Raw genomic sequence first — 25,559 nt, 5'->3', positions numbered from 1 at the left:
TGGGGGCTTGTACCCCAAATTAATTAATTAAAAATTATTATTCTTCTCAATTTTTAACTTTTAATTTTTAATTAAAAAAAGGTCACTGAGCTTGTCGCACTTCGGCAAGCTACACAACACTTATTGAAACTGTCTGCGTATCAAATAAAACTATTTTCCAGAAACCTTTAAGAGATTTTATCAGTCTGGTTTTCCAAATTATCCAAAAATCTGCCAATGTTATCTTCTGCTCAAGGTATTCCCGGATTACCCGATTTGACGCATCCGATTTGGCTATACGCTGCTTGCTAGCTATAAAATCGAGCGTGACGGTACTAGGTTACAATAAACCGGGAGATTATGATTTTCCCTTCCAGCTGCAACCAGGGGAATAAACCACCTTTCGAGTCACTTATCAAGCTCAAGGAGGTTCTCACTGGGTTTATAGTGCAGGGGGACAGTTACTATCTAACTTCCGCCTGACCGCAATTACTAACTTTGCACCGGCTGATTTTGCCAGTGGTGTTGTACCTAATGAGATTAAAGTTGACGGACGCACTACTCAATTTACTTGGAAGTTTGACGATAATGTTTCAGTCAAAAATCCATTTGGAGTGTTTACCAACACCGACCCCATTCGTCATACGGGAGTAATTCCTCGGCTTTTATTATTAGCACCAGCAATATTTTTGTGGTGGATATTATTGTTATATTTATCACTACCAATGAGTTTCAGAAATATTGCGATCGCTGGTAGTATTTTCTTTGCTTGTCTGTTGACTTTGACCTATCTATCTCGCGTTATAAATGCTCAGTTAGCTTGGACTTTAATTTCCATCATCTTACTAATTTTAACATGGGGATTGGGAGCAAGTCGCAATGCTTCTCTGGCTGCAATCATTTGCACTATTGCTGGAGCAGTATTACCCATCTTTGGATTATTAGTACCATTCAGCGGCCTTACCCTCAGCCTAGCGGGTTTTCTTTCAGCCATCTGGCTAGCAGTTCGTCACTGGTATGGCTGGTACAGTTTGCACCCAGAAGACCAAAGATTGCAGACTCAGAAAAACGCTAAAGATTAGTTGATTCCGCTATGATTAGCGAAGTTTTAGCAAATACCACTTATGGATAACGATTTACTGGCTTTCTGTGCAGGTGCTGGGTTACTCATTCTCTATCTCATCTTTTCTGCATTAACTGAAATGGGGAGTAAACTACCTTGGAAGAAATAAGCAGATGGGGCGATAAAGTTACTTAAAAGTTTACACTTCTAAACCTCATTGGGCTTGGAAAAAGAAGTAAACATCCTTTAGGCTGAGTTGATATATTTATTGTTTGAGAGAGTGCCAAATGCGCGATCCACAGAAGAACCATATTAAAATTGATCCGGCAACTCTGGTTTTGATTGTGTCTATCCTAATACTCTTGCCTCTGCTGGTTGTTGGTTTTTTATCGCAGTGATAGCTAGTGAGGAGTAGTTAACAGATATATTCTCCCGACGTTTTTCACCAAATGCGAACAAGTCGCACTTTATATTGCTGTGCGATCTTAACCCAAGCTGCTGAATTGTTAATGCATCGACTGGTAATGGCATTGCATCGACTGGTAATGGCATTGTATCGACTTGTAATGGCATTGCATCGCCTGGTAATGGCATTGCATCGACTGGTAATGGCATTGCATCGACTGGTAATGGCATTGCATCGACTTGCAAAAATTAACCTACCCTTGAATTTTTAGGATAACTAAAAAGAGTAAGTAAATTAGGACTTATTATATCATGTCCAGGCAATTAAGCATCCCGGAACCCCACCCTGCCAAAGCTATGCTTCGTCTCCCCTCCCCGCTTGCGGGGAGGGGTTGGGGGTGGGGTTCTTTTATTATGGGTAATTTAGCGGACATGATATTACGCAATAACTCTCTGAAGCTCTTATTCCTTTACGTCCTTCTCTGCCAGACGCTGCGCCTAGCTTGCTTCTCCGTAGGAGTATGCAGTTCGTTTTTTCATGATTTTGCGTAAGTCTTGTAAATGTAAGAGATCAATTTTCCTTTAATTTTCAAACAATGTTAGCGCAATGCCTACGGCGGGATACGCCTACGCTCTTTGTATTAGGTGCGTTACGAAGACAGTTAACGCACCTGATTACGCAAAAACTACTTAGGTAAAACTTGCCGCAGTGCTGCTAAAAGTTGGTCAACACTTTCTTTACGACTATTAAAGCCCATCAATCCCACGCGCCAGACTTTACCAGCGAGTTCGCCAAGACCGCCGCCAATTTCAATATTATGTTCATTGAGTAACTGCCGAGCGATCGCTTTCCCATCTACCCCTGTTGGAATGCAGACAGTAGTAAGCGTTGGTAGTCTATACTCTTGCTCAACGTGCATACTCAATCCTAAATTTTCCAACCCTTCCCAGAGATATTCTACGTTCTTTTGATGCCGTTGCCAGGAGTTTGCTAACCCCTCTTCTGCAAGCAAACGCAATGCTTCCCGCAATGCATAGTATAAATTAATTGGTGCTGTGTGGTGATAGGTGCGTTCATGGCCCCAATACTTGCCCAGCAACAACATATCCAAATACCAGTTTGCAACCTTTGTTTGACGCTGTTGTAATTTCTCAACTGCACGCGCACTCATCGTAAAGGGGGAAGCACCAGGCGGGCAACCCAACCCTTTTTGGCTACAACTATAGGCAAGGTCAACTCCCCAAGTATCCAAAAACACGGGGACGCCACCCAAACTTGTCACCGTATCCACCAGCAGCAAAGTGCCAAATTCCTGACACAAATCAGCCACCCCTTCCAATGGTTGACGTGCGCCGGTCGAGGTTTCGGCATGAACTAGAGCTAAAATAGTTGGACGATGAGTTTTTAAAGCAGTTTGAAGTTCATCGAGGTTAAAAACTTGTCCCCAAGGTTTAGTAATGCTTCGCACATCAGCACCATAACGTCCAGCCATATCCACGAGGCGATTACCGAAATAACCAGCTACACCAATCAAAACCACATCACCGGGTTCAACGGCATTGGCAATAGTTGCTTCCATTGCAGCTGTTCCCGTACCACTGACTGCAATGGTTAGCGGGTTTTCGGTTTGCCATACGTAGCCTAGCAACGACTGAATTTCATCCATGAGTGCGAGAAAAGCTGGGTCAAGATGCCCAACGGGTGAGGTATTCATCGCCTGGAGAACTGTAGGATGTGCATTGGAGGGACCAGGCCCTAACAGCAGACGGGATGGGATTTCTAGCGGTGTGAGTTGCAAGCGCCCAGAGTCGTTGATTGAAATTGTTTGCGTCATAATCTGTCTTCGCCTAGACGATACTTATCGCATCATAGAGCGAACGCATCACCGATGTTTTAGTGAATCTGTCATTTGCCAGAAGATGCGAGTGCGGCAAGGTATTACACTGATTCAAACATTCAAACAAATGTGTGACAGTATACTTATTCAATTACCCGGAGAGATAATTATGGTTTTTGCTGGCAAACCACCAAATAATTTAGGTGTTAACAATGGTAAATTAGCATCCTGCCCTAATTCCCCTAACTGCGTTTCTAGTCAGAGTGCAGATGCAACCCACAAAATTGCACCACTGAGTTTTACATCTACTCCAGAACAAGCGATTACTAATCTCAAAAAGATTATTCAGTCCTTACCAAGAACCAAAATCATTACCGAAAGTAAAGATTATTTATATATAGAATTTAAAAGTGCTTTACTGGGATTTGTGGATGATGTAGAATTCTATCTAGACCGGAATGCTAATGTTATCCAAGTGCGTTCAGCCTCACGCTTAGGTCAGAGCGATTTGGGTGTCAATCGTCAACGAATAGAGACGATTAGAGGCAAATTAAAGTAATTTGTAATGACGCTCTCTACGAGACGCTAAAAGCGTAGCTTGCTTCTCTGTAAGAGTACGCGGACTCGCTACCGCTACGCTAAGGTAATTCGTAATTCAATTAGGAATTACGAGTTATTTAAACTGGACTAGATAACATCTGCGATCGCAACATTTGTGAGACTTAATTTATTTAAAAACTTTGACCCTCGACCCCGACTAATCTTTGCTGTCGGACTCGCTATATTAGTTTCAGTAATCCTTCCGCATTGGCTGCACTTACCCACTCGCATTCTCTGCGCTTGGAACTCTGGTGTTGACTTTTTCTTAGCCGTGACGTGGTGGAAGATGATCAAGGCTACCCCAGAAAAAATTCGCCGTTATGCTGAGAATAAATATGAAGGACATTTGGCTATATTTATGCTGGTGATAGCTGCGGCTTGTGCTAGTGTTTTAGCCATTGTGTTTTTACTAACTGATAAAAAAGGGGTGTCCAAACTTCTGCTTAACCTACATGTCATACTTTCAATTATGACTATTGTCGGTTCCTGGTTATTAGTGCATACGATGTTTGCAGTCCAATATGCACACAGCTATTACAAATACATTAATCGTAATAATAGTCAAGAAATCACCGGAGGTTTAAATTTTCCTGATAATGACCATCCAGATTATTGGGAATTTTTATATTATTCTTTTGTAGTTGGCATGACTAGTCAAGTTTCTGATGTGGAGACGAAATCACCCGCTATGAGGCGCTTGACTCTCTTACATAGCATATTATCCTTCTTTTTCAATACCAGCATTTTAGCTATGACTATTAATATCGTTGCATCGCTGATTTAAATTGGAGACTAGGGAACTGACGTGGTTCTCCATGCCGTCGGAAAATATGCAATGCTGTAGCTCTCCTTCTGGCAAAAGGAGAAGAAATTTTTTATGTGTCTGGGCGTGGCCAGTTGATCATGACTACTTAGTATATTAACTCGCGTCTTCCCAGTCACTGAGTAACTCATGTTGTTGTGCTGTTTTATTGCATTGGCGGAATGGTACTTTAGGAGTACCAATATTCAAACCAGGAAAAGACTGTTTTTTAGTCTTGGTGGGTCTATTTTCTGGTATCGTTGTGAATTGTTGGGTTTTCATTGGTAAATAAATTACTGATTAAAATCTCAGCACCAATCTATAACACCAATTTTCAAACGGCAACTTTCACTTTAGATAGCTCAATTCATCCAAATATTCTGGGAGAATGCGATTGCTAGTAACTGTGGATTCTATTTAATTTCTTAAGAGTTTTGCTCAAGCTTGTTTAGTCATTACTGGTGACATACTCGACACCCTCCCCTTTCAGGGTGAGTGTGGGCTTCTCAACGACTCTTCTATGAAGACATTAATTGAGCTTTTAGGGCGTGTGTCCCACGCGCCTTTATATTAATCGAAGCGTTCAAATCCCTGCACAAACTGGCATGACATACAGGACAGTTATGTATCCTTTGAGATAGCGGCTTTTTAACTTTATGACCACAGTTAGAACATTCTTGACTTGTACCGTTTGGGTTTACAGCTATTACTCGCAAACCAGCATTTTCGCGAAAGTGACCACAGGGATACTCCCCGTGGCGCATTTCGCGGCTTTGTTTGAAAGTATGTTTATAAACTGACCCCACCCCGCATCATTTATGCTTTTAGCCAATCTTGTTTTAGCCAGTCCCTTAATGTTCAACTTCTCAACAACGACTACATCATACTTATCAAGTAGTGATTTAGTAGTTTTAAAGTGAAAATCTTTTCTAGTATCAGCTACTTTTTTATGCTTTATTCCCAATTGCTTAATCGCTTTTTTGCGGCGATTAGAACCCTTCTTGCGACGTGATACTTTACGCTGTGCTGACTTTAATTTACGTTCAGCTTTACGTAAATGTTTTGGTGCTGCAATCCTGGTATTGTCGGAAGCGACATAAAAATCTATCAACCCTACATCAATACCAACAATATTATCAGCATCAAAATCAGGACTGATAGTTGGAACTGTTTTATCATCAAGGCTTAGAGTAACATAATAACCATCTGCTTTTTTGGTAACAGATACAGTCTTAATATCAAAGCCATCAGGTATTTGACGATGAACAATTACCTTAATATCACCTATTTTTGATAACGTAATTATATTATTGGCAAAGTGATGACGCTTGAATTGAGGGAATGTAAATGTTTTGTATTGACCAACTCCTTTGAATCTAGGTCTACCAGATTTCTTACCATTAATATTACCTTTTAACCAACGGTCAAAAGTTATCTCAACTTTTTTAGGAACTTCCTGCAAGACTTGAGAATGTATATTTTTGTACCAAGCTCTATTTACTTTAAGGCTAGTTAAAGACGCTTTTTGGTTGTAGTAGCTTGGTTGTTCTTTTAACTCTGGTAAGTGACAAATTAAAGGACATCTATCAATAGGACACCGATTCATCTCATACCAATCAAACCTTTGGGCAACTAAATAATTATATTGACAACGTAACATTTCTAGCGTGTTATCAATCTTTTTAGCTTGCTCTTTTATTGGCTTAAGTTTGTATTGGTAGGATGTTCTCATACGCTTTATTTTCGACCAACCTACATAGTATCATAAAAGCGTAGACATTGTGTAGGCGGATATGAAAAATAAAGCATTAAATTTGAGAATGTCCGAGCGTAGGTTAAATAAGTTACGGCTATACTCGGTTCAAAAGGATATGACTATGACTCGCATTATTGAAGACTTCATAGATTCACTTAATCTGGAAAATGGCAATTCCGACGCGGGAGTACCCGCTAACGCTTCTCTACGAGAGGCTGCGCCAACGCTATCATCGACCAACATTGTTGAGTGAACTACGTTCACTGTCACACGGCAATATCAATTCGTCATTGCCCCGCCATTCATCCCACGCTAAGAGTGAGTACAGGGTGAGGCGTGGGGCTTCTGTCGGTTTAAGCTAAATTCGCCACACATTCAGGGAATTGACGCTTTAATGCTGGAAACACCGGACAAGGCGCTTGTTCTTGTAAATTATCCGGTTTACTCCAAGTAAAGGGGGCTTTTTGTGCCGCAGACATCCACACCAGACGCTTTGCTCGTGTCATCGCAACGTAGAGTAAACGGTACTCCTCAGATATTTTCAAGTTCTTTGCCTGTTCCCATGCTTGTGTGACATTTGGTATAGTAGATTCTCCGTGGAGAGCCGCACGAATTTGGGCGCGGGCTACTTCTGATAAGGTAAAATCCCCTAAGAACTGCTTTTGGGGAGGAACCCAAAATCTACCAGGAATTAAGTTTTCGTGGAGAAAGGGAAGAAACACATAGTCCCAATCCAGCCCTTTGGCTTTGTGCATCGTAATAATGGTTAATTGACCGGGACGAGTGTAACGTTCTTCCGAATCCTCCGTTTCCACTGGTTCAAACCGTTCAGAACTGACGATTTCACTTAAAGCTGACAGCATTCCCCCCATCGAACTATTGCCAGCTATCTGCTGGTTAACCCGTTCTGCGAGTTTGTCAGCAGTTGCTAATTCTGCCTGGTCGTAATTTAAGGTCAAGGCGAGAAAGGAAATTAGCTGGTATAGGGGTAATTCCAAGCGAGCGCGGAGTAAACTGCGACACAACCGAGCGGCTTTTTCTACTGTCTCTGGCTGGGCTACTGCTAAAGGACCAGGATACAAAAATTCTTCTGGAAGACTAGCGAGGGCGTTGAGGTCTTGGGTAGGAATTAATTGGCGCTGTACTAATGCTTCTAATGCGGCTTTGAGGTAATCGGGGGAGTGAGGGCGATCGCAAAATTGCAATAATCCTAAAATTTCTTGCGGGACATGGGAACGGCGATCGCGTTCTCCCACATCGTAAAGTATAATATTATGCTCTTTGCAGACAGGTGTCAGAGCCTCTGCTAACCATCGTCCTTGGCGATTTTCTCGCACTAAAATCGCGGCACTATTTTTTGTTGGATCTTCGCCAAATAATTCAATCACTCTTTGAGATAACAATTCAACCGTGTGATGAATGTCACGCGGTGTATAAAGTTCTAGTCCTCGTCCGACTGCTGCGGGGTTAGCGTTAGTTTGCGGATCATTAACTTCAACAGGGCGAATTGTCTGCAAGCGAAATGGTACTTGGCGGTTATCTGGAGTCTGTTGTTTATGATTCGTTGTTGCTAACGACTGATTATTGATCCATTTAAGGGCAAAGTTAGCAGCTTCAATGATAATTCTAGTACTGCGACCAGCTTGATCCATCGTTGCCAATCGTTTAATGCGATCGCACTCTTCGCAAAATTGCCGAAAATAAATCGGATCGGCTGGAGTGAAAGTAGAGTTAATCGCTTGGTTAGGATCGCCGACTCTTACTAAATTGAGTGGGGAGTTAGGAGAGACGCGATTAATCGCGTCTGTACTGGGGAGTGAAGAATTATCTCCCCCATCACTTGCCAAAATTTCTAAAAGCTGCGTCTGAAGAGGGCTAGAATCTTGGGCTTCGTCTTCAAAGACGGCGAAAACTTGGTTTTGCTCGATGCGACGCGCACTGTCATTTTCTAAAACGCGCAGTGCGGCTAAAATCATATCGTCATAGTCGATGAAGTCACGTGATCGCATTAAGTTTTGATATTGCTCATACAATCCCGCTGCGACGCTTAATATTGCATATTCATCTGTGATTTGTTTACTCCACTCCCGCAACTTCTCTGGCGATATCCCAGAACTTTTTGCTTCATGAATTACCGTATTAGCCAATTCCGGTAATACTTCTGTTCGCAGTACCGATTGACGACGCAACCTTTCTGTCTCTTCACCATCAAATTGATGACCTTCTAATAACCGCAAATATATGCCGGGATTATTCCCAATCCATTGCTCTACGGCTGTTCTGATAAAGCGGTTACTTTGGGTTGGTGTAATTAATGTGACATTTTCTAATTGCAAACCTGATAAATCGGAATGGCGGCTGGCAATGTTTAACGCTAGACCATGTAGAGTATAGACAAAAAAGCCTGTCTGAGGTATAGATAAATCATCTCGTAAGAATTTGCGAATCTTCGCTTTAATATTGGCAGCAGCCGAGCGAGTAAAAGTCACAACTACCAAGTGACGGCGTAAGGATGAACGTTCATATTGACGTGCGATCGCGATCGCCGCCGCCGCCGCCATACCAGTAGATTTACCTGCACCAGGAACCGCAGAAATAGCCAAAGGGCCAGATTCCCAGTCAGCCATTTGTTGCTGTCCAGGGCGTAGACTGTTACGGATTCCGAGAATCTTCTCTTGCAGGTTAGGAATAAGCGATCGCACTTAGATATTCCATCTATATGAAGTGGTCGGGAATTCTGATTTTGGGCTGAAGTTTCACGCTTGGCGGGCTTCATTCTCTACTGAATAAGAATAGCATTATTAGCGATCGCGACGAGTTATGTATTTTATATATATTATTTTAAATCCACTTCTACTTCCTACTTTGTCGCCATTTAGATGTGTTTGCTCTGGGGAGGACACAACAACGTGTCCCCCCAGCAGGAAAAGTATCCTTGAATCTCCCTTCTGATGTCAGTACAATCTTTAATTTGACAACATTTTTATTTAATACTGACTCCTAGCGTATAGGAAAAATCAGGTTCAGAGTTGGTACCAAAGAAAGTTCCATTATTTTGAGGCAAGAAAGAATCTTGACTCACTGAGATGGAATACGTACCTGCACTCAGTAAACCGGTGATTGATGACGATTTTTGACTGGTGATTAAAGTCCCATAATCCTTAAACAGTCCGATAATTGCCTTTCCCGATGTCACTGTGTTGATAGTGATGGTTGCTGAATTTGGTAAATAAAATGTAAAAAAGTCAACATCGGGATTGTCTCCCCCTGGAACTGTTGCTAACTCGCCTGAAATATTAACTTTTGAGCCTGATGATAAGTAACCTAACCCTTCTGAGGTTCCTAGTGTGTTGTTTGTACTTTGTCCAGCATCTTCCCGCTCATAGAAAAGGAAGTCATCACTACGAAGTTGGAGATTGTTTTTCCCTTGCACAATACCGATGATCTCATCTGTCTGTCCCGGTTGCTGTGAGAATATTCGTGTGTTCCCTCCAACAGCTTGCAGGCGGTAGTCCTGTGGAGTTCCTTTGAGTTGAATTCGATCTTGGCTAGAGTCGAAGTCAGTAATAGTAGCGAAGTCTCCAAAACCAGGATTCGTACTGTTGTTATCATCGTAGAAAACATTTTCAGCGTCCCCCAAGACAAATGTATCTGCCCCAGTCCCGCCAGTCAAATTATCAATTTCTCCTAATCCAGGTGGAAGCAGACTCCCAGGATAAACACCGATGAGGATATCGTTTCCAGCCCCCCCATTAAGTACGTCATTGCCCGGCCCGCCCTGGAGACTATCATTGCCGTCGCCACCATTGAGGATATCATTACCAAAATTACCATCTAGGGTGTCATTGCCTCCTCTTCCATTCAGAGTGTTGTTAACACTATTACCAAAGAGGAAGTTGTTAAGACTGTTACCTGTGCCATTGATCGGGTTATTTCCGAGTAGCTTCAAGTTCTTAAAATTGGCACCTAGTGTATAGGTGACAGAAGACTGGATGCTATCCTTGCCGAAAGTAATTGCCATCTTATTTATCTCTCCTTAATTTCTCACTAATGATACGTACAAAGCCGATTTAAGTAATTGCCCCTTTTGACGAACTCCTAGAACAAGGGAAAATTACAGGCTAGTACCGCTTTGCAGAATTCTATTTCGTTAAGAAACTAAATCAGAAAAACAAGAATTTGTTTTTGGCTCAATAATTCTGCTTATAAAATATGAAGATACTGCAAAATCTAAAATCACAAAAAAAATGCTTAATTTCTTAAGCATTTGGCTCTTATGATACATCTATTGAGATTCTTGACCCAGTGTGTTCTAAACCTGATCTAAGTTGAGAACCGTAGTTTTCGCCCTCACCCTAAATCCCTCTCCCATATCTGGGAGAAGGACTTTGAAATTCTGGCTCCCCTTCTCCCAAATCTGGGAGAAGGGGTTGGGGGATGAGGGCAAATCCTTTTGATCACCGAAGAACTACAGGTTTCAAGATAGACGTGGTTTATTAAATAAAAGTTATTACAAAATTTAGTTGAATTTTGTAATAAATCGAATTTATTCGTCAATCTGCCAGGAATCCTTAGTTAATTCTTCATCGAGAATTTTCTTAGGACGCACAATGATAATAATTTGTCCTAGTAGAGGAACTTCCGGCTCAGTTTCAAACCACTGAAAATCTAATTCACCAGCATTTTCAACGACAAAGTAGTTGGAAATATCCCATTCTCGTTGGGCACGATCGATGACTACGACGACGGGTTCTATTCGGCTTTGGTTTTGGATGGGGAAGCGATCGCTATTGGCGATAATTACTACTGGATCTTCTGCTGCTAACAGCACTTGCCAACCTGGTAATGGTACCCAAGCTTGCTCTCCAGAAAACTTTACCATCCGAAATGGTTCAATTTCTGTAACTATGGGCACAGCTTGCAAATCTTGCCGTGACAATGGCAACTCGCCGACTACGGGAACGATTCGGGGTAATTGTTCTTCAGATTCCAGACGGTAAAAAGGTAAAATAGGAGCTGGACGCTGGGGAACGGTAGTAAAATCAGTTAGTAACTGTTCGATTTTTGTCCTTGCAGCTGGCGTGTGAGCAAAGCGTAAACCTTTAGCGATCAGACGCGATCGCTGTTGTAAATCTGTATTTTGGCGTGCCCGTTTCCAAACTTGGTAAGCAACGGCATCCCCAGGATGGGCAGAAAAGCCTTCTGGCAAAATGCGGAAATAGGAGAACTCTTTAATGGCTTTTGCCACATCCCGCGCTTCATCAGCATCGACTTTCTGGATAAAAATCAGTTCGGCGGCGCTAGCGCGTTCTTCTTGAGTAAGCAAACGCAATTCATATAAAATATCACTGCCGCGTGTGGCATAGTGCGATCGCGTTGCTGAGGAAGCTCCAAACTTTTCCAAAGAATTGTAAACTTGAGAACCAACAACCACCTGATTTTGTTGAATTGGCTCAAATCCAGTCGCCTCAAAAATTTCTTGGGGATTGTAACCGACTTTTAGCAACGAGGCGATCGCCATTCCCCATTCTACCCAGTTGCCTTGTTTTTGCCTCAACTTTCGCAGTAATTCTTGTGCTACATCGTTGGTAGCATTTTCTTCGGGATTCTGAGCGTTGGCTGGTAGATCAGTCATAATCGGAGTGCGAACTTCAACTTGAGAGGTTAATTAACACCTCATGAGCAAGTCCTATTCTAATCTATGAACTACCCAGACCTACTGCCTTGAGTTGATCTGTGGAAACTTATCTCGACTTTAATTTTGAGACGACTTACGCACAAGAGATCCCCCAACCCCCGATAAATTGGGGGCTTTTAGCGTTCCCCCCAATTTATCGGGGGGATCTAGGTTTCAGGTTTTCAGTGCGTAAGTCCTGTTTGAGATCCCAGGCCAGCAGAGATGTGCTACTTTACTGCGCGTTGCATCCAAAGGAGGTTTGTTAACGTAGCTCATCCATGATCAAAACCGTTATAGTTACGCTAAGTTAGTTAGTTTTTCTTGTGCAATTTTCTCTCTCTTCAGATATTTGAGCAGGCAAATTTCCTCTGTAGCATTTAAAATTACCGTATTTAAACATCTAAATTAAGTCCGTAAAAACCCTTGATAAATTTGAGCTATTATCAACTAAGCTTGGTATGGAATATAACAAGATAATGAATATTTAAAGGAAATATCTATCTGATGGATAAGTCCAATCTCGAAATTGATAAACTCCAATATCAAGTAATGACTCTCGAAAGACCAAAAAAGCTGAAAATCCTGGTAGTTGACGATGAGCCAGATAATCTCGATCTGCTTTATCGCACCTTTCGACGCGACTTTAATGTTTTGAAAGCTGATAGTGGGGTAAACGCCCTAGAAGTTTTAGCAGCAGAAGGGGAGGTAGCGGTGATTATCTCCGATCAACGGATGCCCGAAATGAAAGGAACTGAATTTCTCAGCAAGACTGTACCTCAGTTTCCCGATACGGTAAGAATAATTCTCACCGGATTTACTGATATTGAAGACTTGGTAGAAGCGATTAATGCGGGGCAAGTCTACAAATATATCACTAAGCCTTGGGACCCAGGGGAACTGAAGGCAGTAGTGCAAAGAGCAGCAGAAACCTACGACTTGCTCAAGCAACGTACAGAAGAATTACGCCGTGCTTATGCTCAGATGGCGCTGCTGAGTGTTTTGGTACAGGTAACTCAAGCAGCTTCTAGCTTAGAGCAAACTCTCGCTCCAATTGCTAGGGCTGTGAGTCAGACTTTTGGAGCAGAAGGCTGTATCTTACAACTTACAGATGGAAATACTCTGGTTGCGACTCAAGGAACTTACAGCGATACAGGTACAATAGAGAATTGGCTATCTCAAGATCCACTCACAAGGGAAGCGATCGCCACCGGGCAAATGCAACTTTCCTTAAATGTAATTAAAGACACTAAATTAGTTGATGCGATTCACTACAAAAATACGGGTGTGCAAGCACATTTAGTTATCCCAGTTAGCTATCGTAATCAACTTTTGGGCGTATTGTCCCTACAGTGGAAAGACCCCTGCACTTTACGGGAAGATGAATTAATGCTAATTAATTTATCAGCGCAACTGGTGGCGATCGCTCTTACTAGTTGTCATTAGTCATTAGTCATTTGTCATTTGTCAAAAACCAATGCCCAATGCCCAATGCCCAATGCCCAATGCCCAATGCCCTACCCCCAATGACAAACGAAATTCAGTCTATTTTTAACCGTATTGCTCCAGTTTATGACCAGTTGAACGACTGGTTGAGTTTGGGACAGCATCGAATATGGAAGGAAATGGCAGTGAAATGGAGTGCAGCTAAATCGGGTGATACTGCACTTGATTTGTGTTGCGGTAGTGGTGATTTAGCCTTACGTTTGGCGCGGCGTGTGGGAGCAACAGGACAGGTCTACGGAGTGGATTTTTCCCACAACCTCCTAGAAACTGCTTCATTACGTTCCCAAAGGCAGTACCCCGAACCTGCGATCGCCTGGGTAGAAGCCGATGTCCTAAATTTACCCTTTGACGATCACCAATTTGATGCCGCAACAATGGGCTATGGTTTAAGAAATGTTAAAGATATTCCCCGCAGCCTCCAAGAGTTATACCGGGTTTTGAAGCCGGGTGCTAAAGCCGCCATTTTAGACTTTCATCGACCGAGTAATCTTCAGCTACGTACCTTTCAGCAGTGGTATCTAAACGGTTTTGTGGTGCCAGTTGCCAATTATTTAGGCTTAAAAGAAGAATATGCTTACATCAGTCCCAGCTTAGATCGCTTTCCCATCGGGAAAGAGCAAATAGAGTTAGCGCATCAAGTTGGTTTTGCTGTTGCCACACACTACCCCATTGTGAACGGTATGATGGGAGTGCTGGTGGTCAAGAAAAATGAGTGATGAGTGAGGAGTTATAAGTTAGAAGTTATGAATTATCAGTAGTGATAAATTCTCATTTAAAATTTATCATTCTTAACTCCTAACTCTTGTACAGACGCGATTAATCGCGTCTCTGCTAACTCCTGACGCGATTAATCGCGTCTCTGGTAACTCCTGACTCTAAACTCCTAACTTATTTAATTCTTCCCTGTGGACTGGTCTCATCTTTGGCTTTATGTGTCTCCCCCGGTACTGGGTGGAATTATTGGCTATTTCACAAATGATATAGCCATCAAAATGTTGTTCCGTCCTTACCGAGCAATTTACATTGCTGGACGAAGAGTACCCTTCACCCCTGGATTGATTCCCCGCAACCAGGAACGTCTGGCTAAGAACATTTCCGATACAATCATGGGGTCACTCCTAACACCAGAAGAATTGCAAAATCTGGCGCGGCGTTTGTTGCAAACAGAACGGGTGCAAGCAGCAATTCTCTGGTTGTTGCGGCTGGCGATTGAACAAATCAAAACAGATAAAAACCAAAAAAGTGCCAAAATTGTGGCGGGAATTTTGCGGGATTTACTAGGGGAATCTTTGCCACGGTTACTCAAGGTTTTGGCGCGACGTGAAGACTTTTTGGAAGCGCAGATAAATCAAATTTTTGACCAGATATTGCTGGAATTTCAACTGAGTGAAGAACAAGCCACGCGGCTTGCTGATTGGTTGTTGCAAGTAGTTTTACCGCCGGATATGCTGCGCCAAACGATAGTTGATTTTTTGACCGATCGCACAATTCAAATTATTGATGAAGGCTTCCGCGAAAAAACCAGTGGTACTTATTGGGTAGTAGCGAATTTGTTTGGCTTACGTAATACTCTCACCCGGCTACGGACTTTTTGCTTGGATGAAAAGGAGGCTACCAATATTCGCTTGCAGGAATTGACTCAAGATTTAAAAATGCGCGATCGCATTAGGAAATTACTGCAAAATTTATCATTACAAAACCTGCCAATGGGTACGGTGCGCCAACTCCAAAAGACTACCCGCGAAAGTGTGCGCCATTACCTGCAAAACAGTGGCAGCGATTTTTTACAAGGATTAACTGATTCTGTTGATTGGGAAAATATTGCTGGAGTGCTGCTGAATCGTCTTAGTACTTCACCTGTTGTTAGTACTTCTTTAGAAGTCATGAGTCAAGAGTTGGCTCTAATTTTAGATAAGTATTTGGAAAAAGATTTAGAAGTAATTGTGGCGCAGGTGATTCCGATTTTGTCGATCGATGAAATGATAGTTGACCGTGTAAAATCAACTTCCCCGGCTGATTTAGAAGCTGCAATTGAGGGAATTGTGAAAACTGAATTGCAGGCGATTGTAACTTTAGGTGGTGTTTTGGGTTTTGTTATCGGGTTATTGCAGACAGTGTTTTTAACATTAAGTCAATATTAATTTTTTGTTTTCCCTGTAAATTTTTATCCAATTATAGTTTGAAGTTGGCTAGATTCTGAAATTGAGCGATCGCTTAACTCAAAATCTGTGCTAAATCCAGTATAAATCCAGGCAATATATCCTCACCTGATAAGGTAGTGGGCGATTGTAAAACCTCAACATCCTGTCCTGGGCGGTAAATTTCCACCTGTTGGTTCTGGGGGTCAATCAGCCATCCTAAACGCACACCATTGTCAATATACTCCTGCATTTTTTGCTGCACAGTCTTTAAGCTGTCTGAAGCAGAGCGCAATTCTACCGCAAAATCGGGAGCGAGTGGTAGGAATTTTGCAGGGTCTGGATTCAGGGCTTCTAATCGCTCCCGGCTCACCCAAGATGCATCAGGAGAGCGATTTGCACCATTGGGGAGTTTGAAACCCGTTGAGGAGTCAAAAGCCAAACCTGTGCCATCAGTGTCAGCCCAATTACCTAAGCGCTGTGTCAGTCTACTATTGCGATTTCCGCTTTCCCATCCAGTAGGTGGCATGATAATTAATTCTCCCTCTGCCGTGCGCTCAAGTCGCAAATCTCGATTATTTTGACACACTTGGAAGAACTGCTCATCTGTTAGTTCAATGGTGGGGCTGAGGTTCAGAATCAGGGCAGTCATAGTTGCCTCTCAATCTTGGTAACTGTAGCGTAGCACTTGGTTGACAACTCAAGCAGCAGTTAATTTTATTTTGGCTGGTGTGTGACGTACTGGGGATTAGGGATTGAATATTGGGAAACTGCGATCGCGGTTTGTAGCAGCAAAGGCAGTCAGTGCTTCTTGGCTCAGTTGGGTAGTTTGTTGTGATTCAAGTCTAATTTTGGATTGTACGTTACTCATGCTTATTCCTTTGATAAACCCAAGCCCTTAGGTTATATTTTAGAAATTAAGATATCAAATGCCAACAATCTTAAGAAAAGGCGGTTTTGAAGTTCGTATCTACCTTAACGATCATATTCCTGCTCATGTCCATATTTTTAAAGGGGGCGGAGAGGCAAAAATCAACATAGGAGATGAAAACCTCGCTCCAGAGTGGGTTTGGGTATCTCCGGGAATGAGTGATAAAGATGCGGTGAAAGCCTTACAGTTAGTTGCGGATCACCAATTGGAACTACTAAAAAAGTGGCGAGAATATCATGGTTAAGAAAATTGCGGCTACAGAAGAATTAAAAGAAAAGCTAGCCAATGCCAGAGCAAAGTCAGATGCGATCGCCACATCTGAACCACGAGCTACTCGTGCTTTTTATGACGCTTATTTAGGAATGATTATAGTTGTTTTGTCCAACAAATGTATGTTTGGGTTCCCTTCAGAGGTAGGAGAAGGACTGGCGGATGCTTCGGTCAAAGATTTAGCAGAAGTAGAAATAACACCTTCTGGTGAAGGATTACACTGGAAAACCCTAGATGTAGATTTGAGTATTCCTGCTTTGATGAATGGAATATTTGGAACTAAAAAATGGATGGCTGAACTTGCCAGAAAGGGTGGAAGTTCCACTTCTGCTGCAAAAACTGAGGCATCTCGACTGAATGGGACAAAGGGCGGTCGTCCCCGAAAAGAAATTGTACTGGCTACTGATGAAACTTGACGTACTAATAGGGCATTGAGTTCAACTAATTTGCTTCAACTTCGGATAAGCAATCCGTTTGTGATGAAATTGCTGCCAAACATCCACAAATATCTGGGCAATTTGTGACATTTGTTCTCGTGTTAGTCCTGAATCTACGAGTTGATTGTCTTGCCATTTTGCACGCAGAATATTATTCAGCATTGTTAAAGCTTGTTCGGTGGAGACATCTTTGAGCGATCGCTTCTCTCCCAAAGGTTTAGCCGATGCTTCGAGCGATCGCAGCGCTGCTTCACAAGAATCTGCTAACATCACAATTCCTGTTTCTCGTGATTGGGGAATTGGCCCATCGTAACGAAAGTCTGCGTCGTCTACTATTAAACTTGGATCTGCCTGAGCCATTTGCAGAGCTTGGTGATGGAAATAGGCAATCAGCATCGTTCCCTGATGCTCTGGAATAAAAGCTTGAATTGCCGTCGGTAAAAGGTGTTTACGCGCCATCACTACCCCTTCGGTTACGTGCCTTTTGATAATTTCTGCACTCTTCCAAGGGTCTTTAATCTCTGTATCATGTTTATTCAGCCCCCCCATTTGATTTTCAATAAAGCCAAGAGGGTCGTGCATTTTGCCAATATCGTGATATAATGTTCCAGCCCTAACTAATTCAACATTGCATCCCAGTTGTTTAGCAGCAGCTTCGGCAAGGGTAGCCACAAATAGCGTATGTTGAAAAGTTCCGGGAGTTTCAGTAGCGAGTCGTTTTAATAAGGGGCGGTTAGGGTTTGCCAATTCTGCGAGGCGGATTGGAGTGACTAAATCAAAAACTTTTTCCAGATAAGGACTCAAGCCTAAGGCGACAACACTCCAACCTAAACCGGATAAAGCAAATAACGCCGCTTCTCGGAGGACGATATACCAGCCCTGACCAAATGCTTGACCAATTAAGATTTTAACAACCAGATAAATGCTGCCCTGAGTTAAAGCGATCGCAATACCCAATAATGCTAATTCTTCACGCGATCGCAATCTCTGTGCAATGTAACTACCTAATATTGCTCCGCCTGCACCAGCTAAAAGCGCCGCCTTGCTCATCTCCAAGCTAATTGCTAATATCAGTGACAGCAATCCGACAACTGTCAACCCCAAAGTCGGGCCGTAGAAGCTTCCCAACAATAAACCAAGGGCGCTCCAGGTGGTATAAGGCAATCCCATCGTGATCACTGCTGGCACACTCAGAGTCAGCAATAATACTAATAGCCGATCGCGTTGTCGCAATTCGTAATTGATATGTCGTTCTACCCAAACAAAAATCCCAATGGCGATCGCAATAAAGCTTCCTAACTTCACCAACTCCTGCCATTTTACCTGACGGCGAATCAGGTGATAATACTCCAGCACCTCAAAGTTCCATGCACTAATCTGCTCTCCTTTTTTGACAATCACCTCACCATACCGAACCTTCACCATTACGCGAGGCACTCCAGCAGCAGCCTTTTGAGCGTTTTGTCTCGTTTGTTCTTCATCTTTTTGCAGATTCGGCTTGAGTACAGTTAACAACAGGTTCTTTGCCAAAGTTTCAGAAGATTCTGGTACAAAGGTCTGTAATTGTAAACTCACCGCATCTTCTAAGATATTTTTTGGTAGTCCCTGTGGGATGCCTTGGGTGAGAATCCGTTCTGAACTCTGATGGATTCCCATTTTTGTTTTTTCCCACTCCTCATCTAACAAATCCAAAAGCAGGGATTCCTCGTATATTGCTTTTGAGCTAACAGTCTCTAACTGTAAAAGTTTGGCAGTGGCTTGCGTGTATCTTGGGCGTACTTGAGAAATTTGGGCTATTAGTAAGGACAAGTTTTTCTCAGAAGTTGTGACACGGTAAGATTCTAGTTCTGCTACTGCTTGAATAAAGTCACTGTTTTGAGAAAAATCAACTGGCTGTGGCTTTACTGGCAAACTCTGGGAATCAGATTTTTGTGGTGTTGTGCGTGGCTGGCGTTGCTGATTGGGTGCAGCTATAGATGATGAACCGGATGAAGCGGCGGTTTGTCCTGTTCCTTTCTTCTGCTGATTTTTAGTATTTTCTATAGCTACTAGCAGTGCTTGCCATTCTGAGTCAACACAAGAGCGGAGGTAACGCTGGGTAGAGATGGACAAAACTACAGGATCAAAAAAAGGAAAAGCTCCAGCAACAGCGCGAATTTTGTTACCATCATCTAGAAGTTGTTGCAAATTTTTGTTGATTTGTTCGTTCGTTGCCGCATCAACCATCAACATTTGTAAAGAGCTATTACTGACGGCTTGGCGCTCGGCTTCGGTTTTTTTCTGATCTTCGATGCTAGCTGTGTAAGGCGCTGTAATTGTCTGGGGCGCGAGATGTCCTACTTGGAGTTGAGTCTGGTTGTATAATTTATACCCAATAACGCCTGTCAGAGACACGATAGCGATCGCCAAAATTACCGAGTAACGCTGTTTATGTGCCCAATCTAAACCGACTACATAAATACTACTCTTAGTTTTGACCAATTTTGCTTTTGATTTGAGCGCTCTTTCTTGTTTTCGGCAATGCCTACGGCGGGCTATGCCGGAGCTTTTCTCATTGGTTTTTGATAAAAACAGAAGTACATTTTTGAACATAGTCCTTAGAAGTTCGCTTCTATGACTTTTGCCTTTGGGACTTCTGATTAACTTTCCCTTACGGCGTAGTGCTTTGCACTGTCGCCGCCAGTGAGTCAATTGCTGCGTAAAGAACTGCAAAAATTGCTGCATTTTTATTATCTCTGCCTGCAATTGCCGACTTTGATAGCTCCAAAAAAGACAATCATCAGGGAAGTTTGATCTGCGGCTACTGCAACTAGGGTGGCGGGGGCTAATTCGTAATTCGTAATTCGTAATTCCTAATTAAGAATTGATAACTATTGTTAACGGGATCGAATCACGCGAGCTGCTGCGTAAACACAAAGCAAGTCCACCTCACATCCTTCTTCTGTTAACTCCCTTAGATTTAAGGTAATATCATACACTCCTGACCACACCGCCACAAATGCATCGATTAATTTTAACATTTGGGAAAAGCTAGTTAATCCCCATGCTGGAGAATTCTTCTGCAAGTGCAAGACTTGCCAATTTACGGGAATTCCACCTATACCATTATATGCGCCTGATAAAGCACCAGTAATTACGCCTGTAGCCTGTGAGCTTAGAGGCGTAGCATCTTGCACTTGAGAATTTCCATTGTGAGTCGCCCGCAAAACTGCAAGGCGAAAGTCTTCCAAAGTACTCAAAAAGCAGTAAAATGCCATAGGAATAATCTTACTGAGTTTTTCTTCCCTAGCAAACTCAGCTTCCGCCCTTGACAATCCCGCCCCTTGTTCTAATAAACTCTGGACTATTAATAAATTTTTTGGGATTGATGTCGGTGTTTCTCCGATAAAAGAAATTATTTGCGGGATGAGGGTTAGGGAGTCAAGTTTTTCTGTTAAGGCTTGAGCGATCGCATATCCGATTGCGAGTGTTCCATCCCGTACTACTGGGTCATCCTCCCAGATTTTGAGTACATCCAGCAACTTTTGTCGGAGCTTAATGGGATTTTCGTGAAAAAAAAGTGCTACTGGTAGTGTGGCAATAATTATTTCTATCGATATGTCATCAGTTGCTGCTAAATGAAGAGATTCTTGTTGCTGACGCCCTATCCAATCATCTAAATCTAATCTACCCAATGCAATCAAACTTTGGGTACCCAGAACCGCCATTCTACCCAAATTTAGGTAACTTTGAAACTGTATTTCACCACCAGCAGCTAAACTTTCCCCCAGCAATGCTCCGAGTAAAGTACCTTTAAACCGACTTAGAGGAGAGTAACGCATGAATTATATAGTTAAAAGTGAGGAGTTAATTATAGATTGCTAATTCCTAACTTTACTACCAATTCCTAACTCCTAACTCCTAACTGCTTCTTAAATAATTGACTAACGCTTGTAAGCCCAACAAGTAACTTTGTCCGCCAAAACCACTTATTTGCCCGATCGCTACTGGGGCGATGTACGAATGATGGCGAAAATCTTCCCGGCGGTAAATATTACTCAGATGCACTTCTACTGTGGGCAAGTTAACAGCAGCGATCGCATCCCGCAATGCCACACTTGTATGGGTATATGCCCCCGCATTAATCAAAATTCCCTGATATTGTCCTAATGCACCATGAATACTATCTACCAAAACTCCTTCATGATTTGACTGCACAGAAAAAACTTTCGCCTGTAACTTGAATCCTTCTTCTTCTAACAGGCGGTTAATTTCAGCTAATGTCAACGAACCATAAATTCCTGGTTCTCGCTGTCCTAGCAAATTTAAGTTTGGCCCATGCAGTGCGAGAATGCTTAAGGGTTGCAACGTCGAGTTCAGCACTTTCGGGCTAGTGGCGACGGCGCGAGCGATCGTTCACAGGAATCGGAATCAGTTCCGGTTCCCGCTCAACCTCTGGCCCTAACAGGCTCTCAATTAGCCTACGAGCTAATTCCTTAAGCTTTTCCAGCACCTTTTCTATATAGTCCATGAACTGACCGCTCCTGAGATACTACCTCAATTTTTGATTAACAGGTACGCAGAAAATGGCATATTTTCGCACCCTTGGCTTCCAATCGGGCTGAAACACAATCCCGTATTTCGGACATCAGCCACCTCTAAAACTTGGCGTTGTGTTCTCCCTTACTTTTTAGAGTATCACACTTGCAACCTACCCAACTTCATCCTATCAAGGATGGAGATCAAGGGTCAAGAGTCAGACTTTGGACTCTTGAGTGCCAATTTTAGATTGAAGAAAAGCCGATAGCCCCAATGGAGAGCGAGTCAGACGCTCTACGAGACGCTAGGCGAACGCTAGCTATCGAGCGTCTTTTAGATTTTTTGATTTTTCGTTCATGCCCGACTAACGTCAAACTACGCTAACACCTCTTGTAGGTGAAACAAATCCAAAATCGTTCGACTGAGCATCTCGACTTCGCTCGACGGAACCGTAGCCGTACCCCTCCGGGGAAGCAAGCTACGCGTACCGTTCCCCAGGAAAGTCCAAAATTGTTTGACTTGCAATTAACCTTCTGTGGCCTTTTTTTTCGCCGCAGTCGTTGATGACTTAGCAGTTGACTTAGATTTGGAACTCGTTGATTTACTCGTTTTGCGAGTCGATTTCCCAGTCGATGCTTTACTTGCCAACAAGTTCAGCGCCGCAGCCAGCGTTATATCTTCTACCGATTCACCTTCTGGGATACTTACATTAGTTTTGCCATGCTTAATGTAAGGGCCATAGGGTCCATCGTAGATGTTGATTGTTTCCCCGTCCTCTGGATGTGGACCCAATTCGCGTAAGGCTACCTTAGACTTGCTGTTGGTGGAACTGCGTCCCTTTTTTGGTTCGGATAATAATTCTAATGCACGTTCTAGGCTAATTGTCAATACATTATCAACAACTTTTAGGGAACGGTAGTCTTTCCCCTCCTTACCCTGGTCATGAACCACATAAGGGCCAAAGCGCCCCAAACTTGCTTGAATTTTGCCACCAGTTACTGCATGAACTCCCAATGTCCGGGGTAGTGCCAACAGACCAACAGCCATTTCCAGGGTAACGGTTTCTGGGGTGACACCTTTGAGTAGGGAGGCTTGTTTCGGTTTGGGATTTTCGTCGGTTTTGTCACCCAATTGGACATAGGGCCCATAAGCACCAATTTTCACATAAATCGGTTCGCCAGTTTCGGGATGCCGACCTACTTGATCAGGTCCTATGATTTTTTGTCGCAGCAATACTTCTACCTGCTTGGGGTCGAGGTCTGCTGGTGTCAGGTCTTTGGGAATTGAGGCGGTGATCACCCCCTCCCCATTTTCCACTTCAATATAAGGTCCATATTTCCCAATGCGGACTTTGGCATCTAGATTCTCTAGTTCTACAGTCCTAGCTTTGGTGGCATCAATTTGACTTTCCTGTTCTCTGACCAGGGTTTCCAGCCCTTTTTCTCCGAGATAGAATTGCTGCAAGTAGGGTAGCCATTTCACTTCACCTGTAGCAATGTCATCAAGGGTTTGCTCCATCTTCGATGTAAAACTGGGATCAACGATGTCTGGGAAATGTTTTTCCAGCAAGTCGGTGACGGCGAAAGCGGTGAAGGTGGGAATGAGAGCGTTAGTCACCAATTGGGCATAACCCTTGTCGATGATCGTGCCAATGATGCTGGCGTAGGTACTGGGACGACCGATACCTTCGCTTTCTAAGGTTTTCACCAAAGTAGCTTCGGTATACCTAGCTGGGGGTTGGGTTTCGTGCCCAACTGCGTCCAGTTCTGTACAATTCGGATGATCACCCACTTTCAGATTCGGCAAAATTACTTCCTGGTCTTCCAGTGCTGCTTCCGGGTCGTCTGAGCCTTCAACGTAGGCACGTAAGTATCCGGGAAATTCAATCCGTTTGCCAGAAGAACGAAATCCCGCGTCCTCGACTTGCAATTGCACGCTAATTTGAGTTTGCCGGGAATCAGCCATTTGACAGGCAACAGTCCGCTTCCAAATCAAATCGTAAACCGCAAGTTCCCGACCGCCCAAAGCAGTTTCTTGGGGGGTGCGAAAACTGCTACCGGCTGGACGAATTGCTTCGTGCGCCTCTTGTGCGCCTTTGGATTTGGTAGTGTATTGCCGAGGTTGGGGACTGAGGTATTGTTTACCGTAGAGCTTTTCTACACAACTACGAGCAGCTGCGATCGCCTGATCTGACAAATGCACCGAATCTGTCCGCATATAGGTAATATACCCCTGCTCGTACAAATTCTGGGCAACCCGCATCGTGTCACGGGCTGAGAGGCGCAGTTTTCGGTTAGATTCTTGTTGCAGCGTCGAGGTGGTGAACGGTGGCGACGGTTTGCGCGTCACCGGGCGTTCCTCGATATCGCTAACACTCCAAGTTTTTCCAGTCAGGCGTTCCTTGAGGGCGATCGCTTGGTCAACGTTTAGCAATAAGACATTGCGGCCTGCGGTAATTTGTCCGGTTGCTGCGTCAAAATCGCTGCCGTTAGCTATTTTCGCTCCTGCCAATGTTACCAACTGGGCACCAAAGGCGGTTTTTTCCTTTGACAAATTGGCTTTCAAATCCCAGTACGTACCTTCATGGAAAGCGCGGCGTTGGCGTTCCCTAGTCACTAAAAGTCGCACCGCTACAGATTGCACTCGCCCAGCAGATAATCCCCAGGCGATTTTTTTCCATAGCAGAGGAGACAGGGTGTAGCCCACAAGTCGATCTAAAATCCGCCGCGTTTCTTGGGCGCGAACCAACTGCTCATCAATATTACGGCAGTTGCTCAACGCTTTTTTGATCGCGTCTTCGGTAATTTCGTGAAACACCATCCGCTTAGTCGGAACTTTTGGCTTCAGCAATTGGTATAAATGCCAACTAATGCTTTCACCTTCCCGGTCTTCGTCCGTTGCCAGAATCAGTTCATCTACATCTTTGAGGGCTTCTTTGAGCTGAGTGACAATTTTCTTTTTGTCTTTCGGGACAACATATACCGGTTCAAAGTCGGCGTCCACATTTACCCCTAGCTGCGCCCATGTTTCCCCCTTGACGGCGGCAGGAATTTCACTAGCCGACTGGGGTAGGTCACGCACATGACCCATAGACGCCTCCACCCGATAGCCTGATGGCAGGTAGTTGCGAATGGTACGAGCTTTGGTTGGAGATTCGACGATGACGAGGGTTGACATGGAAATTTCAAAAAAAAGAATAGCTACTAAGCTAAACAGTCAAATTGAGGTAATTTTTGCAAATTGTCAAGATAAAAGGTCACGCTTAGGGCGGTGATTTAATCCTCACACAAACTGCCCGTTAGGGCGAAAATCCGCTTAACTTAGGGTGCAGTCCTTCCTAAAGGATAGGGTAGGGGAACGCTGGGTGTGAATATTCCAGCTATTTCAATCTTTAACTTATCTAACGCATAATTGGCGAGTAAAGTTTTCAAAATATCCTTTAATTGGGGAATGGGGAGTGGGGAAGAAATAACCAATGCCCAATGCCCAATGCCCCACTCTCATAGAGCTTGTGCCAAAATTAAAACAAACTTGAGAGTAAAAGCGAAGTGGGGTTTATACCTATCCGCTTGAGGCAAAACTATGCAACCAATTCGTCAAGGTGATGTAATTTTACTACCTGTGCAGCAGGTTGAAGGATAA

Annotated in this window: 21 protein-coding genes and 2 pseudogenes; 9 read left to right on the top strand and 14 right to left on the bottom strand. The window is 43.3% G+C overall.

The window, feature by feature from the left end:
• Positions 1 to 271: 271 nt before the first annotated feature.
• Positions 272 to 1,061: pseudogene (locus V7K15_RS13295) on the top strand (hypothetical protein); the annotation flags it as partial.
• Positions 1,062 to 1,390: 329 nt separating this feature from the next.
• Here the strand turns inward: V7K15_RS13295 and V7K15_RS13290 are convergent.
• Together V7K15_RS13290 and V7K15_RS13285 are read right to left on the bottom strand one after the other, a co-directional pair.
• Entirely contained in the window at positions 1,391 to 1,678 is a 288-nt protein-coding gene (locus V7K15_RS13290) for a hypothetical protein (protein ID WP_334905967.1), read from the bottom strand.
• A gap of 455 nt (positions 1,679 to 2,133) precedes the next feature.
• Entirely contained in the window at positions 2,134 to 3,282 is a 1,149-nt protein-coding gene (locus tag V7K15_RS13285; protein ID WP_334905966.1) for an alanine--glyoxylate aminotransferase family protein, read from the bottom strand.
• 172 nt (positions 3,283 to 3,454) lie between these two features.
• On the opposite strand from V7K15_RS13285, the gene V7K15_RS13280 reads away from it, so the two are divergent.
• Both V7K15_RS13280 and V7K15_RS13275 read left to right on the top strand, forming a co-directional pair.
• On the top strand, positions 3,455 to 3,844 hold the full coding sequence (locus V7K15_RS13280; RefSeq protein ID WP_334905976.1) for a DUF1499 domain-containing protein: 390 nt from the start codon (positions 3,455 to 3,457) through the stop codon (positions 3,842 to 3,844).
• 156 nt (positions 3,845 to 4,000) lie between these two features.
• Positions 4,001 to 4,669, top strand: a complete 669-nt coding sequence (locus tag V7K15_RS13275; protein WP_334905965.1) for a DUF1345 domain-containing protein — start codon at positions 4,001 to 4,003, stop codon at positions 4,667 to 4,669.
• A gap of 135 nt (positions 4,670 to 4,804) precedes the next feature.
• Here V7K15_RS13275 and V7K15_RS13270 read toward each other — a convergent pair whose 3' ends face one another.
• Together V7K15_RS13270 and V7K15_RS13260 are read right to left on the bottom strand one after the other, a co-directional pair.
• A complete protein-coding gene (locus V7K15_RS13270; RefSeq protein ID WP_334905964.1) occupies positions 4,805 to 4,969 on the bottom strand; it encodes a hypothetical protein in 165 nt (54 codons plus the stop codon).
• A gap of 166 nt (positions 4,970 to 5,135) precedes the next feature.
• Positions 5,136 to 6,419: pseudogene (locus V7K15_RS13260) on the bottom strand (RNA-guided endonuclease InsQ/TnpB family protein).
• A gap of 145 nt (positions 6,420 to 6,564) precedes the next feature.
• Between V7K15_RS13260 and V7K15_RS13255 the strand changes: the two are divergent.
• Positions 6,565 to 6,696, top strand: coding sequence for a hypothetical protein (locus tag V7K15_RS13255; RefSeq protein ID WP_334905961.1), 132 nt, complete (start codon positions 6,565 to 6,567; stop codon positions 6,694 to 6,696).
• Between the two features lie 100 nt (positions 6,697 to 6,796).
• On the opposite strand, the gene V7K15_RS13250 is transcribed toward V7K15_RS13255, so the two are convergent.
• The 3 genes from V7K15_RS13250 to V7K15_RS13240 all read right to left on the bottom strand — a co-directional run bounded on the left by V7K15_RS13250 (position 6,797) and on the right by V7K15_RS13240 (position 12,078).
• Positions 6,797 to 9,145 (bottom strand): ATP-dependent helicase, encoded by a 2,349-nt coding sequence (locus tag V7K15_RS13250; protein ID WP_334905960.1) that lies wholly within the window; start codon positions 9,143 to 9,145, stop codon positions 6,797 to 6,799.
• A gap of 281 nt (positions 9,146 to 9,426) precedes the next feature.
• Positions 9,427 to 10,464 carry a calcium-binding protein gene (locus tag V7K15_RS13245; RefSeq protein ID WP_334905959.1) on the bottom strand — a complete coding sequence of 346 codons (1,038 nt, stop codon included), beginning with the start codon at positions 10,462 to 10,464 and terminating at the stop codon, positions 9,427 to 9,429.
• Between the two features lie 525 nt (positions 10,465 to 10,989).
• Entirely contained in the window at positions 10,990 to 12,078 is a 1,089-nt protein-coding gene (locus tag V7K15_RS13240) for a RuBisCO accumulation factor 1 (protein WP_334905958.1), read from the bottom strand.
• 546 nt (positions 12,079 to 12,624) lie between these two features.
• Here V7K15_RS13240 and V7K15_RS13235 point away from each other — a divergent pair.
• From V7K15_RS13235 to V7K15_RS13225, 3 genes are all read left to right on the top strand, one after another.
• Positions 12,625 to 13,563 (top strand): response regulator, encoded by a 939-nt coding sequence (locus V7K15_RS13235; protein WP_334905957.1) that lies wholly within the window; start codon positions 12,625 to 12,627, stop codon positions 13,561 to 13,563.
• Positions 13,564 to 13,643: 80 nt separating this feature from the next.
• The gene (gene ubiE, locus V7K15_RS13230) at positions 13,644 to 14,339 is read left to right on the top strand and encodes a bifunctional demethylmenaquinone methyltransferase/2-methoxy-6-polyprenyl-1,4-benzoquinol methylase UbiE (protein WP_334905975.1); all 696 of its coding nucleotides are present in this window, start codon (positions 13,644 to 13,646) and stop codon (positions 14,337 to 14,339) included.
• A gap of 189 nt (positions 14,340 to 14,528) precedes the next feature.
• Positions 14,529 to 15,764 (top strand): DUF445 domain-containing protein, encoded by a 1,236-nt coding sequence (locus V7K15_RS13225; protein ID WP_334905956.1) that lies wholly within the window; start codon positions 14,529 to 14,531, stop codon positions 15,762 to 15,764.
• Positions 15,765 to 15,837: 73 nt separating this feature from the next.
• Here the strand turns inward: V7K15_RS13225 and V7K15_RS13220 are convergent, their stop codons facing one another.
• Together V7K15_RS13220 and V7K15_RS13215 are read right to left on the bottom strand one after the other, a co-directional pair.
• Positions 15,838 to 16,413 (bottom strand): Uma2 family endonuclease, encoded by a 576-nt coding sequence (locus V7K15_RS13220; RefSeq protein WP_334905955.1) that lies wholly within the window; start codon positions 16,411 to 16,413, stop codon positions 15,838 to 15,840.
• A 96-nt stretch (positions 16,414 to 16,509) separates the two neighbouring features.
• A complete protein-coding gene (locus V7K15_RS13215) occupies positions 16,510 to 16,632 on the bottom strand; it encodes a hypothetical protein (RefSeq protein WP_334905954.1) in 123 nt (40 codons plus the stop codon).
• A 58-nt stretch (positions 16,633 to 16,690) separates the two neighbouring features.
• Here V7K15_RS13215 and V7K15_RS13210 point away from each other — a divergent pair, with 58 nt between their 5' ends.
• Positions 16,691 to 16,936 (top strand): DUF4160 domain-containing protein, encoded by a 246-nt coding sequence (locus tag V7K15_RS13210; RefSeq protein ID WP_334905953.1) that lies wholly within the window; start codon positions 16,691 to 16,693, stop codon positions 16,934 to 16,936.
• Positions 16,929 to 17,378 carry a DUF2442 domain-containing protein gene (locus V7K15_RS13205; RefSeq protein ID WP_334905952.1) on the top strand — a complete coding sequence of 150 codons (450 nt, stop codon included), beginning with the start codon at positions 16,929 to 16,931 and terminating at the stop codon, positions 17,376 to 17,378. Before V7K15_RS13210 ends, V7K15_RS13205 begins: the two co-directional genes overlap by 8 nt.
• A gap of 21 nt (positions 17,379 to 17,399) precedes the next feature.
• On the opposite strand, the gene V7K15_RS13200 is transcribed toward V7K15_RS13205, so the two are convergent.
• From V7K15_RS13200 to topA, 5 genes are all read right to left on the bottom strand, one after another.
• Positions 17,400 to 20,129, bottom strand: a complete 2,730-nt coding sequence (locus V7K15_RS13200) for an HD family phosphohydrolase (protein ID WP_334905974.1) — start codon at positions 20,127 to 20,129, stop codon at positions 17,400 to 17,402.
• Between the two features lie 146 nt (positions 20,130 to 20,275).
• Positions 20,276 to 21,220 carry an ADP-ribosylglycohydrolase family protein gene (locus V7K15_RS13195; RefSeq protein ID WP_334905951.1) on the bottom strand — a complete coding sequence of 315 codons (945 nt, stop codon included), beginning with the start codon at positions 21,218 to 21,220 and terminating at the stop codon, positions 20,276 to 20,278.
• Positions 21,221 to 21,299: 79 nt separating this feature from the next.
• Positions 21,300 to 21,761, bottom strand: coding sequence for a type II 3-dehydroquinate dehydratase (gene aroQ / locus V7K15_RS13190; RefSeq protein ID WP_334905950.1), 462 nt, complete (start codon positions 21,759 to 21,761; stop codon positions 21,300 to 21,302).
• A gap of 7 nt (positions 21,762 to 21,768) precedes the next feature.
• Positions 21,769 to 21,909 (bottom strand): hypothetical protein, encoded by a 141-nt coding sequence (locus V7K15_RS13185; RefSeq protein ID WP_334905949.1) that lies wholly within the window; start codon positions 21,907 to 21,909, stop codon positions 21,769 to 21,771.
• Between the two features lie 533 nt (positions 21,910 to 22,442).
• Positions 22,443 to 25,094, bottom strand: coding sequence for a type I DNA topoisomerase (gene topA / locus V7K15_RS13180; RefSeq protein WP_334905948.1), 2,652 nt, complete (start codon positions 25,092 to 25,094; stop codon positions 22,443 to 22,445).
• Positions 25,095 to 25,559: the final 465 nt, after the last annotated feature.

This window comes from Nostoc sp. (assembly GCF_036919815.1).
In the GTDB taxonomy this organism is placed as follows: domain Bacteria; phylum Cyanobacteriota; class Cyanobacteriia; order Cyanobacteriales; family Nostocaceae; genus Nostoc.
Note: the sequence above shows the minus strand (reverse complement) of the source record. Positions and strands in the feature narration are given on the sequence as shown.